At 71.1% G+C, this 14610-nt stretch carries 10 protein-coding genes and 1 pseudogene; 4 read left to right on the top strand and 7 right to left on the bottom strand.

The features are described 5' to 3' along the window. Positions 1 to 13: 13 nt before the first annotated feature. Complete coding sequence (locus tag CGL27_RS24965) at positions 14 to 1828, bottom strand: NHL domain-containing thioredoxin family protein (RefSeq protein ID WP_119990125.1); 1815 nt, start codon at positions 1826 to 1828, stop codon at positions 14 to 16. Positions 1829 to 2073: 245 nt separating this feature from the next. Between CGL27_RS24965 and CGL27_RS24960 the strand changes: the two genes are divergently transcribed. Continuing rightward, positions 2074 to 2898: a maleylpyruvate isomerase family mycothiol-dependent enzyme gene (locus tag CGL27_RS24960; RefSeq protein ID WP_078642490.1), complete on the top strand. Its 825-nt coding sequence runs from the start codon at positions 2074 to 2076 to the stop codon at positions 2896 to 2898. Positions 2899 to 3050: 152 nt separating this feature from the next. On the opposite strand, the gene CGL27_RS24955 is transcribed toward CGL27_RS24960, so the two are convergent. From CGL27_RS24955 to pdhA, 5 genes and pseudogenes are all read right to left on the bottom strand, one after another. Beyond that, on the bottom strand, positions 3051 to 4346 hold the full coding sequence (locus CGL27_RS24955) for an MFS transporter (protein ID WP_078642489.1): 1296 nt from the start codon (positions 4344 to 4346) through the stop codon (positions 3051 to 3053). Further along, a complete protein-coding gene (locus CGL27_RS24950; protein ID WP_078647534.1) occupies positions 4343 to 5002 on the bottom strand; it encodes a GntR family transcriptional regulator in 660 nt (219 codons plus the stop codon). The genes CGL27_RS24955 and CGL27_RS24950 overlap by 4 nt, the downstream gene beginning before the upstream one ends. An 82-nt stretch (positions 5003 to 5084) precedes the next feature. Next, positions 5085 to 6503, bottom strand: coding sequence for a dihydrolipoamide acetyltransferase family protein (locus CGL27_RS24945; protein WP_119990123.1), 1419 nt, complete (start codon positions 6501 to 6503; stop codon positions 5085 to 5087). Positions 6504 to 6525: 22 nt separating this feature from the next. Next, positions 6526 to 7506: an alpha-ketoacid dehydrogenase subunit beta gene (locus CGL27_RS24940; RefSeq protein ID WP_078642487.1), complete on the bottom strand. Its 981-nt coding sequence runs from the start codon at positions 7504 to 7506 to the stop codon at positions 6526 to 6528. 1 nt (position 7507) lies between these two features. Beyond that, positions 7508 to 8673, bottom strand: a pseudogene (gene pdhA, locus CGL27_RS24935) (pyruvate dehydrogenase (acetyl-transferring) E1 component subunit alpha). A 322-nt stretch (positions 8674 to 8995) separates the two neighbouring features. Here pdhA and CGL27_RS24930 point away from each other — a divergent pair. Then, positions 8996 to 9664, top strand: coding sequence for a response regulator transcription factor (locus CGL27_RS24930; RefSeq protein WP_119990121.1), 669 nt, complete (start codon positions 8996 to 8998; stop codon positions 9662 to 9664). 220 nt (positions 9665 to 9884) lie between these two features. Beyond that, entirely contained in the window at positions 9885 to 10922 is a 1038-nt protein-coding gene (locus CGL27_RS24925) for a phosphotransferase (protein ID WP_119990119.1), read from the top strand. Between the two features lie 118 nt (positions 10923 to 11040). Here CGL27_RS24925 and CGL27_RS24920 read toward each other — a convergent pair whose 3' ends face one another. Beyond that, positions 11041 to 12615 (bottom strand): protein kinase, encoded by a 1575-nt coding sequence (locus tag CGL27_RS24920; RefSeq protein ID WP_119990116.1) that lies wholly within the window; start codon positions 12613 to 12615, stop codon positions 11041 to 11043. Positions 12616 to 12926: 311 nt separating this feature from the next. Between CGL27_RS24920 and CGL27_RS24915 the strand changes: the two genes are divergently transcribed. After that, positions 12927 to 14570: a protein kinase gene (locus CGL27_RS24915; protein ID WP_078642482.1), complete on the top strand. Its 1644-nt coding sequence runs from the start codon at positions 12927 to 12929 to the stop codon at positions 14568 to 14570. The last annotated feature ends 40 nt before the right edge of the window (positions 14571 to 14610 follow it).

Below are 14610 nucleotides of genomic sequence, written 5' to 3'. Positions count from 1 at the left end.
CGCCGGTCCGGACTCAGCCGTCCATCCCGGCGAGCACCAGCGGCAGCCGCCTCGCGCCGCCCTCGGTGATCCGCACCGGGACGCCCCAGTCCTGCTGGTGCACATGGCAGGCGGGGTACTCGTTAGCTGGATCGTCGTCGCAGGAGGCGGCCATCGCCGAGACGTGCAGCACGCCCTCGGTCATGCCCTCCGTAAGGACGAGCTCACGGTTCAGATCCGTGCCCGCGCCGTCTCCTTCGGCCAGCAGCTCGGGCGGGGTGGAGCTGACCAGCAGCCGGGTGGAGGGGCCGTAGCGGGTGTCCAGCTTCTGTCCCTCGGGCGCCTGGAAGACCACGTCCAGCCGGAGCGTCCCCGGGGCGATGTCGGTCGCCGCCCGCTGGGTGCGGTGGGCCACCGCGTCGACCCTTACGGCCTCCTCCGGAAGCCGCAGCCGGGTCAGCCGGTGCCGGGCGGACTCCACCACGACGATGTCCCCGTCGGCCAGGACCGCGCCGGAGGGCTCGCGCAGATCCGTGGCGAGCGTGGAGACCTCGCCGGTGGCCGGGTCGAAGCGGCGCAGCGCGTGGTTGTAGGTGTCCGAGATCGCCACCGAGCCGTCGGGCAGCGCGGTGACGCCCAGCGGATGCTGGAGCAGCGCCTGTTCGGCGGCGCCGTCCCGGTGGCCGAAGTCGAAGAGCCCGGTGCCGACGGCCGTACGGATGGCGAAGCCGTCGCCGTCCCGCTCGACGTACCGCACCGCGGACGTCTCGGAGTCCGCGATCCACAGCCGGTCCTCGGTCGCGGCGAGCCCGGAGGGCTGGGCGAACCACGCCTCCTCGGCGGGGCCGTCGACCAGACCCTCGTTGGTGGTCCCGGCGGCGGCCCGTACGGTCCCGGCCTCCGGGTCGTACGTCCACAGCTGGTGGACGCCCGCCATGGCGATCCACAGCCGGCCGGCGAACCAGGCGACGTCCCAGGGGGAGGACAGGTCGACCTCCCGGGCGGGCCCCTCGGTGGGCGACCCCTGCCACCACTGGCGGCCGGTCCCGGCGAGCGTGGTGACCTCGCCGGTGGCCGGGTCGAAGCGGCGCAGCGCGTGGTTCACGGTGTCGGCGACGGCCACGGTGCCGTCGGGGAGCAGGGCGAGCCCCTGGGGCTCGCTGAAGCTGGCCCGCTCGCTCGTGCCATCCGTAAGGCCGCGCTCGCCCGCGCCGATCCGCCGCACCACGCTCTCGCCGTCCGCCGCGAGTTCCACCAGCTGATGGCGGGTGGTGTCCGAGACGAGGAAGGTGCCGCCGGGCAGCAGCAGCGCCTTACCGGGGAAGCGCAGCTCGGTGGGGACCGGCTCCGGCGGCACGTACGGGCCGTCGCCGCGCCGCAGGGTGCCCTTGGCGGCGTGCTCGGCCTCGAGCTGTCCCACGAGGGTCTCCAGGGCGTGTGCGTGGCCCTCGCCCGCGTGCTGGGCGACCACATAGCCCTCGGGGTCGATGACGACGAGGGTGGGCCAGGCCCGTACCGCGTACTGCTTCCAGGTGGCCAGCTCGGGGTCGTCGAGGACCGGGTGGTGCACCTCGTAGCGCTCGACCGCGTCCACGACCGCCTGGTGCTCCGCCTCGTGGACGAACTTCGGCGAGTGCACCCCGACGATCACCACGGTGTCGCGGTGCTTCTCCTCCAGCTCGCGCAGCTCGTCCAGGACATGCAGACAGTTCACACAGCAGAACGTCCAGAAGTCGAGGATGACGATGCGCCCTCGCAGGTCGGTGAGGGTGAGGTCGTTGTCGCCGGTATTGAGCCAGCCGCCCCGGCCGATCAGTTCGGGGGCGCGGACGCGTGCACGTGGAGCCATATCCCCATGAAACAGCAGCCCCACCCGCGTCATTCCCCCCGCCCCCCGATAGCTTTCGACCGATATGCGGGAGTCTGTCCGGAGATAAGGCAGGGGCGGGCGCACACTACCATCGCGAGCGGGCCGCCGGCCGCCGATCCCGGCCTACGATCAGAGCCGAAAGCACTGCCCGTGCGCTCGTGGGCAGCGTAACTTGAACGCACACACCAGCACCCAGCCCGCGCACCAACCGCCCGAGGGGTCCCGTGACCGTCCATCCCAGCCTTCAGACTTCCATCGACGCCTGGACGCACTCCATCGACGCGATATCGGAGTTGGTGAATCCGCTCGCGGAGCGCGAGTGGAACCTCGCCACCGAGTGCCCGGGATGGTCGGTGCGGGACGTCGTCTCGCATGTGATCGGACTCGAATGCGAGATGCTCGGCGACCCCCGCCCCATCCACACACTGCCGCGCGACCTTTTCCACGTCACCAACGAGCTGTCGCGGTACATGGAGGTCCAGGTCGACGTCCGGCGCTGTCACACCGCGCCCGAGATGACCTCCGAGCTGGAGTACACCGTCATCCGGCGGGGCCGCCAGCTACGGAACGAGAAGCGCGCCGCGGATGCCATGGTGCGCTGGCCCGGCGGCTCCGAGGTGACGCTGGGGGAGGCCCTGATGAAGCGGGTCTTCGACGTCTGGGTGCATGAGCAGGATCTGCGCCGGGCCCTGAACAAGCCCGGCAATCTGGACTCGCCGGGCGCCACGATCACCCGTGACCTACTGCTGTCGGCGCTGCCGAAGGTGGTCGCCAAGGACGCGGGCGCGGCGCCCCAGTCGGCCGTCGTCTTCGATGTGAACGGCCCGCTGGAGTTCATGCGGACGGTGCGGGTCGACGCGGACGGCCAGGGCAGCATCGACGGCAGCGTCTCGCTCGGGCCGACGGCCACCCTGTCCCTGGACTGGGAGACCTACGTCCGGCTGGCCTGTGGGCGGGTGCGGCCCGAGGCGGTCTCCGAGCGGCTGAAGATCGAGGGCGATCAGCAGCTCGCCGAGGCGATCCTCGGGCACTTCGCGATCACGCCGTAGCGCGGCCCGGAGGGTCGGGGCGCACAGCGTCTGGGATCACGCCGTGGCGGCACCCGGAGAGTCGGGCCGTACAGCCCGTGAGGTCACGCCGTAAGCCCCCTGGGGTCACGCCGTGAGCCGCCTCGGGGAGCTCGCCGTGACGCCCCTGGGGGTCACGCCGGTACGTGCACGGCCTCGACACGGCTCGCGACCACGCGCTCGCGCTCCCGGCGGTGCGCCCGGCCGCGCAGCCGCAGGATCTGGCTGATGCCGAGCGCCTGCAGCACGAACACCGAGGCGAACGCGATCCGGAAGTTCTGGCCGGTCAGGTCCAGCAGCACGCCGACGGCCAGCAGTGTGGTCATCGAGGCCGTGAAGCCGCCCATGTTGACGATTCCCGACGCGGTGCCGATCCGCTCGGGCGGATTGGCGGGCCGGGCGAAGTCGAAGCCGATCATCGACGCGGGCCCGCAGGCGCCGAGCACCACACACAGCACCACCAGCAGCCACATGGGCGCGTGGGCGGACGGCCAGACCAGCACGGTGCCCCACAGCAGCGCGGTGGCGCCGACCGTGCCGAGGGCCAGCGGGGCGCGGGCGGCGTGGTGCCGGGCGATGACCTGTCCGTAGACCAGGCCGACCGCCATGTTGGAGAGCACCACGAGGGTCAGCAGCTGGCCCGCGGTCGCCTGGGACAGCCCCTCCGCCTCGACCAGGAACGGCATCCCCCACAGCAGCAGGAAGACCATCGCCGGGAACTGGGTGGTGAAGTGCACCCACATGCCGAGCCGGGTGCCGGGCTCGCGCCAGGCGTCCGCGATCTGCCGGCGGACGTAGTCGGCGCCCAGGTGCGTGGCGGGCGCGGGCTCGAAGCCCTTCGGGTGGTCCTTGAGGAAGAACAGCACCAGGACGAAGACGGCCAGGCCGCCGAGCGCGCTGCCCGCGAAGGTCGTGGTCCAGCCGACGCCGTGCAGGGCCCGGGCGATCACCAGCGTGGAGACCAGGTTGCCCGCCATGCCGAAGAGCCCGGAGATCTGGGCGATGAGCGGCCCCCGGCGGGCCGGGAACCAGCGCGAGCCGAGCCGCAGCACGCTGATGAAGGTCATCGCGTCACCGCAGCCGAGCAGCGCCCGGGAGCCCAGCGCCATCGCGTAGGAGTGGGAGAACGCGAAGCCGAACTGCCCCAGGGTGAAGAGCACCACTCCGAGCATGAGCACCTTACGGGTGCCGAGACGGTCGACCATGAGCCCGACCGGTATCTGCATCCCGGCGTAGACCAGCACCTGCAGGATGGAGAAGGTCGACAGCGCCGAGGCGTTGATGTGGAAGCGCTCGGCGGCGTCGATACCGGCGACGCCGAGGCTGGTGCGATAGGTGATGGCGACGAAGTAGACGGCGACGCCCAGACCCCACACGGCGACGGCACGACGGCCGCCGGGCGGATCCCCGGGCAACTGGGCCGAGGTCATCGCTCCTCACCCCGGGCGAGGTTGTTCACCCAGCTGATGTGGCGCTGCACCAGCCCGGACGCGAACCCGGCGTCCCCCGCGCGCAGGGCCCGGAGGATCTCCGTGTGCTCGGTGATGTTCTTGGCGATACGGCCGGGCTCGGCGTGCATGGTGGCCACGCCCATCCGTAGCTGGCGGTCCCTCAACTGGTCGTAGAGCTGAGCCAGGATGGCGTTTCCCGCCGCCCTGACGATCGCCGCGTGGAAGCAGCGGTCGGCGGCCGCGAAGGCGGCCAGGTCCCCGGCCGCCGCGTGCACCTTCTGCTCCTCCAGCAGCTCCTCGAGCCGCCCCAGGAGCTGCTCCCCGGCCGGGACGACCTTGGCGACCGCGTGCTGCTCCACCAGCAGCCGGGTCTCGACCACGTCCGCGATCTCCTGGGAGGAGACGGGCAGCACCAGGGCGCCCTTCTTCGGATAGAGCTTGAGCAGCCCCTCGGCCTCCAGGCGCAGCAGGGCCTCCCGGACGGGCGTACGGGAGACCCCGACGGCGTCCGCGAGTTCGCCCTCGCTCAGCAGTGTGCCGCCCTCGTAGCGGCGGCCGAGGACGGCTTGTTTGACGTGGTGGTAGACGCGTTCGGCGGCAGGGGGCGGCTTGGTGGCCGTATCGGCGGGACTCATGATGCGCACATCATAGATACAAGATGCATGCGCACTCATCCCCCGTCCGCGATGCGGACGGGGGATGAGGTCTGCCGCTACATCACGCCCAGGTGATCAGGCGCTTGGGGCGCTCAAGGACGGCCGCGACGTCCGCGAGCACCTTGGAGCCCAGCTCGCCGTCGACCAGCCGGTGGTCGAAGGAGAGCGCGAGCGTGGTCACCTGGCGGGGCTTGACCTCGCCCTTGTGGACCCACGGCTGGAGCTTGACGGCGCCGAAGGCGAGGATCGCGGACTCACCGGGGTTGAGGATCGGCGTGCCCGCGTCGATGCCGAAGACGCCCACGTTGGTGATGGTGACCGTGCCGCCGGACATCTCAGCCGGGGTGGTCTTGCCCTCACGGGCGGTGGTGACCAGCTCACCCAGGGCGGACGCCAGTTCGGGCAGGGTCTTGGCGTGGGCGTCCTTGATGTTGGGGACGATCAGCCCGCGCGGCGTGGCCGCCGCGATGCCCAGATTGACGTAGTCCTTGTAGACGATCTCCTGGTTGTCCTCGTCCCAGGTGGCGTTGACGTCCGGGTTGCGCCGGATGGCCACCAGCAGGGCCTTGGCGACCAGCAGCAGCGGGTTGACCCGCAGCCCGGCCATCGCCGGGTCCTGCTTGAGGTCGGCGACGAGCTTCATCGTGCGGGTCACGTCGACCGTCACGAACTCGGTCACATGCGGGGCGGTGAAGGCGCTGTTGACCATCGCCTGCGCGGTGGCCTTCCGTACGCCCTTCACGGGCACCCGCCGCTCCCGGCCCTCCACGGCCCTGGACGGGGCCGCCACGGGCGTCTCCCGGGCCGTCTGGACGGCCTCGGCGGCCGCGTGGACGTCCTCGCGGGTGATGATCCCGTCCGGCCCGCTCGGGGTGACCGCCTCCAGGTCGATGCCCAGGTCCTTGGCCAGCTTGCGGACCGGCGGCTTGGCCAGCGGCCGGGCGGGCCGGCCACTGCCGTTCAACTCGGGCGAGGGCGCGGCCTCGGGGCGCGCGGGCGCGGGGGCGGGCTCCTGGGGCGCGGACGCCCCGGCGGAGGGGGCGGGCGCGGAGCGCTGGGGGCCCGGCAGCGGCTTGCGCGGACGGCGCTTGGTGGAGGCGGGCGCCGCCCCGTAGCCGACCAGATTGGCCTGGCGGCCCTCCTTCTCCGCGGGCTCGGCGGCGGGCTCCTCGGCGGGCTTCCCGGCGGCGGGAGCGGCCTGGGGCGCCGCCTCCCCCGCACCGGGGTCGGTGTCCACCGAGATGATCGGCGTGCCCACGTCCACGGTGGTGCCCTCGTCGAAGCGCACCTCGTGCACCACGCCGTCGAAGGGGATGGGCAGTTCGACGGCGGCCTTGGCGGTCTCGACCTCGCACACCACCTGACCGTCGGTCACGGTGTCGCCCGGCGCCACGAACCACTTGAGGATCTCGGCCTCGGTCAGCCCCTCGCCCACATCGGGCATCTTGAACTCACGGAAGCGCTGTTCGACTGCGGTCATCGTCACGATCTCCTCAAGCCCTTCAGTACGCCAACGCACGGTCTACGGCGTCGAGCACCCGGTCCAGCCCCGGAAGGTACTCGTCCTCGAGCCGTGACGGCGGGTACGGCGAGTGGAAGCCGCCGACCCGCAGCACCGGGGCCTGGAGGTGATAGAAGCACCTCTCGGTGATGCGTGCGGCGATCTCCGACCCGGTGCCCAGGAATACCGGAGCCTCGTGGACGACGACCAGCCGCCCCGTCCGCTCCACGGAACGCTGGATGGTGTCGAAGTCGATCGGCGACATCGACCGCAGGTCCACGACCTCGATCGACTTGCCCTCCTCGGCGGCGGCCGCGGCGGCGTCCAGGGCGACCTTCACCATCGGGCCGTAGGCCGCGAGGGTCAGGTCCGCCCCCGGCCGCACCACCCGGGCGGCGTGCAGCGGACCGGGGATCGCGGCGGTGTCGACCTCGGACTTGTCGTGGTAACGGCGCTTGGGCTCGAAGTAGATCACCGGGTCGTCGCTGCCGATGGCCTGCTGCAGCATCCAGTAGGCGTCGGAGGCGTTGGCGGGCGAGATCACCTTCAGCCCGGCCACATGCGCGAACAGCGCCTCGGGCGACTCGCTGTGGTGCTCCACCGCGCCGATGCCGCCACCGTACGGAATGCGGATGACGACCGGCAGCTTGACCTTGCCGAGCGACCGGGCGTGCATCTTGGCGAGCTGGGTGACGATCTGGTCGTAGGCGGGGAAGACGAAACCGTCGAACTGGATCTCCACGACCGGGCGGTAGCCGCGCAGCGCGAGCCCGATCGCGGTGCCCACGATGCCGGACTCGGCGAGCGGGGTGTCGATGACCCGGTCCTCGCCGAAGTCCTTCTGCAGCCCGTCGGTGACGCGGAAGACGCCCCCCAGCTTGCCGACGTCCTCGCCCATGATCAGGACCTTGGGGTCGGACTCGAGGGCCGTGCGCAGTGACGCGTTGATCGCCTTGGAGAGCGACATCTTCTCGGCGGCCATGTCAGATGCCCTCCTCAGCGGTGACGAACGAAGCCTGGTACTCGGCGAACTGCGCCCGCTCCTCGTCGACGAGCGCGTGCCCGTCGGCGTAGGTGTGCTCGAACAGCGCCATGTCATCGGGGTCGGGCATGGCCCGCACCGCGTCCCGTACCCGCTTGGCCAGCGCGTCGCTCTCCCGCTCCAGCTCGGCGAAGTACGCGTCGTCGGCCAGGCCCTCGCGGGTCAGCAGGGTGCGCAGCCGCAGGATCGGGTCCTTGGTCTCCCACAGCTCCCGCTCCTCGGGGGAGCGGTAGCGCGTCGGGTCGTCGGAGGTGGTGTGGGCGCCCATGCGGTAGGTGAACGCCTCGATGAGCATCGGGCCCTGCCCGGTGCGCGCCCGCTCCAGCGCGGCCTTGGTGACGGCCAGACAGGCGAGCACGTCATTGCCGTCCACCCGCACCCCGGGGAAGCCGTAGCCCTGGGCGCGCTGGTAGAGCGGGACCCGGGTCTGCTTCTCGGTGGGCTCGGAGATGGCCCACTGGTTGTTCTGGCAGAAGAAGACCACCGGGGCGTTGTACACCGCGGAGAAGGTGAACGATTCGGCGACATCGCCCTGGCTGGAGGCGCCGTCGCCGAAGTAGGCCAGGACCGCGGCGTCGGCGCCGTCCTTGGCGACACCCATCGCGTAGCCGGTCGCGTGCAGCGTCTGCGAGCCGATCACGATGGTGTACAGGTGGAAGTTGTTGCTGTTCGGGTCCCAGCCGCCGTGGTTCACCCCGCGGAACATCCCCAGCAGGTTGGTCGGGTCGACGCCCCGGCACCAGGCCACACCGTGCTCGCGGTAGGTGGGGAAGACGTAGTCGTCGTCGCGCAGCGCCCGGCCGGAGCCGATCTGCGCCGCCTCCTGGCCGAGCAGCGACGCCCACAGGCCCAGTTCGCCCTGGCGCTGCAGGGTGGTCGCCTCGGCGTCGAACCGCCGTGTCAGCACCATGTCCCGGTACAGACCGCGCAGCTCCTCCGGGGTGGGGTCGATGGCGTATTCGGGGTGCTCGACACGCTCGCCCTCGGGGTCAGCAGCTGTACGAGTTCGGTCTGGCCCTCAGGCTGCTTCTTGGCGTCCCGCGCGGTGGTGCTGCGCTTGGCTCCGCTGCGGCGCGGCTTGCGCGCGGCAGTGCTCTCCACGGTCACGTGTGCTCCTCCGTCTGTCCGGCCCCCGGGATCCGCCGGCGGCCAGTTGCGGCTCGCCCGTTCCGTCTCGGCACACGGGGTGGGTGCGCCGAGGCATGGCCGGGCGTGACAGGTTCCCGGCGGCTGGCCCTGCACAAGGCACGTTACCCAGTGCGTCGCATGTCTGCGAAACCCCACCTGACCTGCAATTTTGCTTGGATTTCCAAGTAAACCGCGCGAGGGGGGAAACATCCACTGGTCACAGCCCCGCAGGCCGCCGGACAAGCGCACGTTATCCCGCAGGACAAGGGCACGGGAAGACATCGTGTGTGAGACTGGATCCGTGCGCGAAGAAGGAAAAATAGGGATTTTCCTGGTTGACGACCATGAAGTCGTCCGACGCGGCGTACGGGACCTGCTCGCGAGCGAGCCGGACATGCAGGTGGTCGGCGAGGCGGGCACCGCGGCCGACGCCCTGGCACGGATCCCGGCCGCCCGGCCGGATGTCGCCGTCCTGGACATCCGGCTGCCCGACCGCAGCGGGGTCGAGGTCTGCCAGGAGATCCGCGCCCGCTACGAGAACATCCGCTGCATGATGCTCACCTCCTTCGCCGACGACGAGGCGCTCTTCGACGCCATCATCGCGGGCGCCTCCGGCTACGTCCTGAAGGACATCCGCGGCGAGGAACTGCTCTCCGCCGTCCGGGACGTGGCCGCGGGCCGGTCGCTGCTCGACCCGGTGGCCACCGCCCGGGTGCTGGAGCGGCTGCGCGGCCAGACGGCCGCCAAACCGGACGACCGGCTCGCCGCCCTCACCGAGCAGGAGCGCCGGATCCTGCTGCTGATCGGGGAGGGGCTCACCAATCGGGCGATCGGCGAGCGGCTCCATCTCGCCGAGAAGACGATCAAGAACTATGTCTCCAGCCTGCTCGCCAAGCTGGGCATGGAGCGCCGGTCGCAGGCGGCGGCCTATGTCGCCCGGATGCAGGCGACACAGCCGCAGAAACGCTGACCCCCGCCTCCCGACCCGCCACCTCGATCAACCGCCGGTCCCGGTCAGAGGGGCGCCCCAGTCGACCAGCCGCACCACACCGGCGCCGCGCCCCGTCTCCGCGCCCCGTCTCCGCCCACCGGCGCCGCGCACCGTCTCCGCGCCCCGTCTCCGCGCCCCGGCGCCGTGCCCCGTCTCGGCGCGCCGTGGCGGTGATGCCCGGTGATCTAACATCTGGCAGGTGCCGCGCTCACATGTACACTCCGCCGAGGCCGCTCCCGACGGGGAAACCCTGGGCGCCCTGCTCCGCCGCTACGACGGCGCCGGTGAGGCCGTCTCCTGCGAACCGCTCACCCAGGGGCTGCTCAACCGGGGCTACCGCCTCGCCACCACCCGCGGCTGGTTCTTCCTCAAACACCACCTCGACGGCGACCGCACCGCCATCGCCCGCCAGCACCGGGTCACCCAGCGGCTGGACGCGCTCGGGGTGCCCGTCGCCCCGCCGGTCCCCGACGCCGACGGCCGTACGGTCGCCGTCATCGGCGGCCGCTGCTACGCGTTACACCCCTGGATCGACGGACAGCACCGCGCCGGCGGTGAGCTGACCGCCCCCCAGTGCTGGCGGCTGGGCGGGCTGCTCGGGCTTGTCCACACCTGTCTGGAGCGCGTCATGCGCGCCCGTACGGGCGACCGCCGGCCGCCCGAGGAGGCGGCCGACCCCGAGGACACCTTCGACGTCATCGACGAGCTGCTCACGCTGATCCGGGGGCGCCGGGACCGCGACACCTTCGACGAGCTCGCCGAGCACCGCCTGGTCGAGCGGCGGGCGCTGCTGGAACGGCACGCCCACCGCCGCCCGGAGGCCCACGCCGTCCCGGTCGCCGGGTGGGTGCACGGCGACTTCCACCCGCTGAACCTGCTCTACCGCGACACGGAACCGGCCGCCATCGTCGACTGGGACCGGCTCGGAGTGCAGCCGCGCGCCGAGGAGGCGGTCCGGGCCGCCGCGATCTTCTTCGTACGGCCCGACGGCACCCTGGAGCTCACCAAGGTGCGCTCCTACGCACGGGCGTACCGGTGCACGGCGGGGGCCGGGGCCTCGGAGATGGCCGCGGCCGTGCACCGGGTGTGGTGGGAGCGGCTCAACGACTTCTGGATGCTGCGCTGGCGCTACCAGCGCGGGGACCGGCGCGCCGATCCGCAGTTCCCGGCGGCCGCCGCGCTGGTGGTGTGGTGGACCCGGGAGTACGACGCGGTCCGGGACGCCTTCTGCGGGTGACTTCCGCGGCTGGAAGGGGCGCCTTCTCCTAACGGCCCGCGGGGCGCCCCCTTCATGCGTAGAAGGGGGCGCCCCGCGGCTGCGGCTGGAGGAGGCGCCAGAGGCGTCCCCGGAGCCGTTACGGGATGCCGCCGTCCGTGGCGCCCGTCGTACCGGTGGGATCGGTGGTGGGCTCGGTCGTCCCGCCGTCGGTGGGCTCGGTGGTCGGGTCATTGCCGCCCGGGGTGGTCGGGTCGCCGGTGGGCACGTTGGTGCCCGGGTCCGTCTGCGAGTCCGTCGGCTGATCCGTGGGGTTGTCGGAGTACGAAGGCGTCGGGTCCTCGGTCGGGGTGTAGTCGTCGCCCGTGTTCCCGGCGGTGGAGTCGTCGGTCGGGGCCGAGTCGTCGCTCGTGTCGTCGGTCGGCTTGTCGCTCGGCTTGGTGGTCTTGTCCTGGGTGACCGACGTCTTGGGCTTGCTCGGCTGCTTGTCGCCGTCGTTCTTGCCGTGCTGCACGGCGAAGGCGACCCCCACCGCGACCGCGATCATCGCGAGCACCGCGATCAGCCACACCTTGCCGCGGCCCTTACGGCGGCTGGAACCGCCGTGGTAGCCGCCGCCACCACCCCCGGGGCCGGTGACGATCGGCTGCTGGGAGGTCTCGCCGTGACCGGGGTGGGGCAGCGCGGTGGTGGCCCCGGGCACGCCCGGCATGCCCATGGCGGGAGTAGCGGCGCCCAGGTGCTGGGTGACCGGGCCGGTGCTCCAGACGCCGGTGTGGCCGCCCGCCTCGTGGAGCATCTGCAGCGCGTACTGGACCATTCCGCGCATTTCCTCGGCGCTCTGGAACCGGTCGTCCGGGTCCTTGGCGAGGGAGCGCATGACCAGGCCGTCCAGCTCCGGCGGCACGGTGCCGGAGGTCTCCGAGGGCGGCACCGGGGTGTCCTGGACGTGCTGGTAGACCACCGACAGCGGGGTCTCCCCGGTGAACGGCGGGCGAAGCGCCAGCAGCTCGTAGAGCAGACATCCGGTGGCGTACAGGTCGGAGCGGTGGTCCACGGCCTTGCCGAGAGCCTGCTCCGGCGAGAGGTACTGGGGGGTGCCCATGACCATGCCGGTCTGGGTCATCGTGGACTGCGCGCCGTGCAGGGCGCGGGCGATGCCGAAGTCCATCACCTTGACCGCGCCGCTGTGGGTGATGATCACGTTGGCGGGCTTGATGTCACGGTGCACGATGCCGTGCTGATGGCTGTAGGCGAGCGCCTCCAGCACCCCGGAGACGATGATCAGCGCCTGATCCGGCGGCGGGGCCTCGGCGTTGAGCAGCAGATCGCGGATGGTCCGGCCCTCGACCAGCTCCATGACGATGTACGGCACGGTGTTCTGGCCGACGGTGTCCTCGCCGGAGTCGTAAACCGCCACCACGGCATGGTGGTTCAGCCCCGCGACGGACTGTGCCTCGCGGGTGAAGCGGGCCTTGGACACCGGGTCCTCGGCCAGATCGGCGCGGAGCAGCTTGACCGCGACCGTACGGCCGAGCCGGAGGTCCTCGGCGGCGAAGACTTCCGCCATACCGCCACGGCCAAGACGACCGGTAAGCCGATATCGACCATCGCCGACAAGCCCTCCGTTACCCCACGCTTCGGGCAAATCCGGCATGCCGGACCCGCTGGCGTCAGGTTCGGAGGGCCCCTGGGCGCTCTGGGTCTGTGCCATCGGTCCTCGCCGTCTCGTTCTCGGTGGGGGTCTGGTCGAGATCGCCCCGCCCACGGGCGGTACGGTTCCTGCTAGGCACGCTACAGCCTTCGCGCCGTACATCGGTTGGTGATGGACCGGCCATCAAACCTGTTGACGCTAAAGCGATGCAAATCGCGTGACGGGTTCTTGCTCATCCGGTCACGGAACGGGCACGCGGCTTGACGTGTCCGTGGCCTGGGGCAGACTTGGCCACGATATCCAGAACATCAAGATCAATGCGTCGAAACGTGCGCGTCAGAGTAGTGAGTGCGCCGAGGGGGAAGTACGAAATGAGCCAGTACGGCGCACCAGGCAGGTATCACGGCCAGTCTCTGGCGAACGGCCGCTATCAACTGCGTGACCTGCTGGGCGAGGGCGGAATGGCCTCCGTTCACCTGGCCTATGACTCCGTACTGGACCGCCAGGTCGCGATCAAGACGCTGCACACCGAGCTGGGGCGCGAGCAGTCCTTCCGCGAGCGGTTCCGCCGCGAGGCCCAGGCTGTAGCGAAACTCACGCACACCAATATCGTCTCGGTCTTCGACACCGGCGAGGACTCGGTCGACGGCTCCCTGATGCCGTACATCGTCATGGAATACGTCGAGGGCCAGCCGTTGCGCGCGGTTCTGGACACCGATGTCCGGCAATACGGTGCGATGCCGACCGAAAAGGCGCTGAAGATCACCGGCGATGTGCTGGCGGCGCTGGAAATCAGCCATGAGATGGGGCTGGTTCACCGCGACATCAAGCCCGGTAACGTGATGATGACCAAGCGTAATGTGGTCAAAGTCATGGACTTCGGCATCGCCCGCGCCATGCAGTCCGGGGTCACCTCCATGACCCAGACCGGCATGGTCGTCGGCACCCCGCAGTACCTCTCCCCCGAGCAGGCGCTGGGCCGCGGCGTGGACGCCCGCAGCGACCTGTACTCGGTCGGCATCATGCTCTTCGAGCTGCTGACCGGCCGGCTGCCCTTCGACGCGGACTCGCCGCTGGCCATCGCGTACGCGCACGTCCAGGAGGAGCCGGTCGCGCCCTCCACGATCAACCAGTCCATTCCCCCCGCGGTGGACGCGCTGGTCGCCCGCGCCCTGAAGAAGAACCCGAACGAGCGCTTCCCGACCGCCGAGGCCATGCGCGACGAATGCGCCCGGGTCACCCGTACCGGGCAGACCGGCGCCTCCCCGATCATCATCAGCGGCGGTCCGCCGGCCCGCAGCGGCGTCGGTGTCGGCTCGGCGGTCTTCCCGCCGATCGACCAGCAGACGCCCGCCCCCGGCCCCGGCAGCGTCCAGACGCCGTATCAGCCGCAGCCCTCCCCCGGGCAGTTCGGCGCCTTCGGCCCGTCCACCCCGGCCCCGGCCACCACGCCGATGGGGCAGCACGGCTACCAGACCCCGGCGCCGTCGTACCAGGGCCCCAGCACCCCGCCGCCGTACAGCATCTCGCCCTCGGCGCCGTCCGGAGGCGGCGGCAACGGCAACAAGCGCGTGATCATAGGCTCGGCCGTCGTCGCGGCGGTCGCGGTCATCGCCGTGGTCCTGGCCATCGCGTTCAGCGGTGACGACGGCTCCAAGGACGAGAGCAAGGGGGGCGGGGGCCGCGCCAAGCCGTCGAAGCCGTCGGCCTCCGACACCGCCGCGGGCTTCCGCATGGGCGACAAGACCAAGACGATCGAAACATCGAAGTGCACCGACGCCTACGAGGACTCCGACGAGAAGGGCACGTACTCGGTGCCCGACTTCCAGAACCTCTACATCGACTCGGTGAAGAAGTGCATCCGGGCCGCGGGCTGGAAGTACCGCGTGGTGACCCAGGACGAGAATCTGTGGGGCAAGGGCACCGTCCTCAATTACACGTACCGGAACTACGAGCCGTACAACCCCAAGACGGACACCATCGAGCTGACCGTCTCCACGGGTAACCCGGGGTAGCCACGGCTCTGGGGGGCGCCGACCACGCGCCCGGCGCACC

It is taken from the genome of Streptomyces sp. 11-1-2 (genome assembly GCF_003595545.1).
Classification (GTDB): domain Bacteria; phylum Actinomycetota; class Actinomycetes; order Streptomycetales; family Streptomycetaceae; genus Streptomyces; species Streptomyces hygroscopicus_B.
The sequence above is the reverse complement of the archived record's forward strand: the minus strand, read 5'-3'. Positions and strand labels throughout refer to the sequence as shown.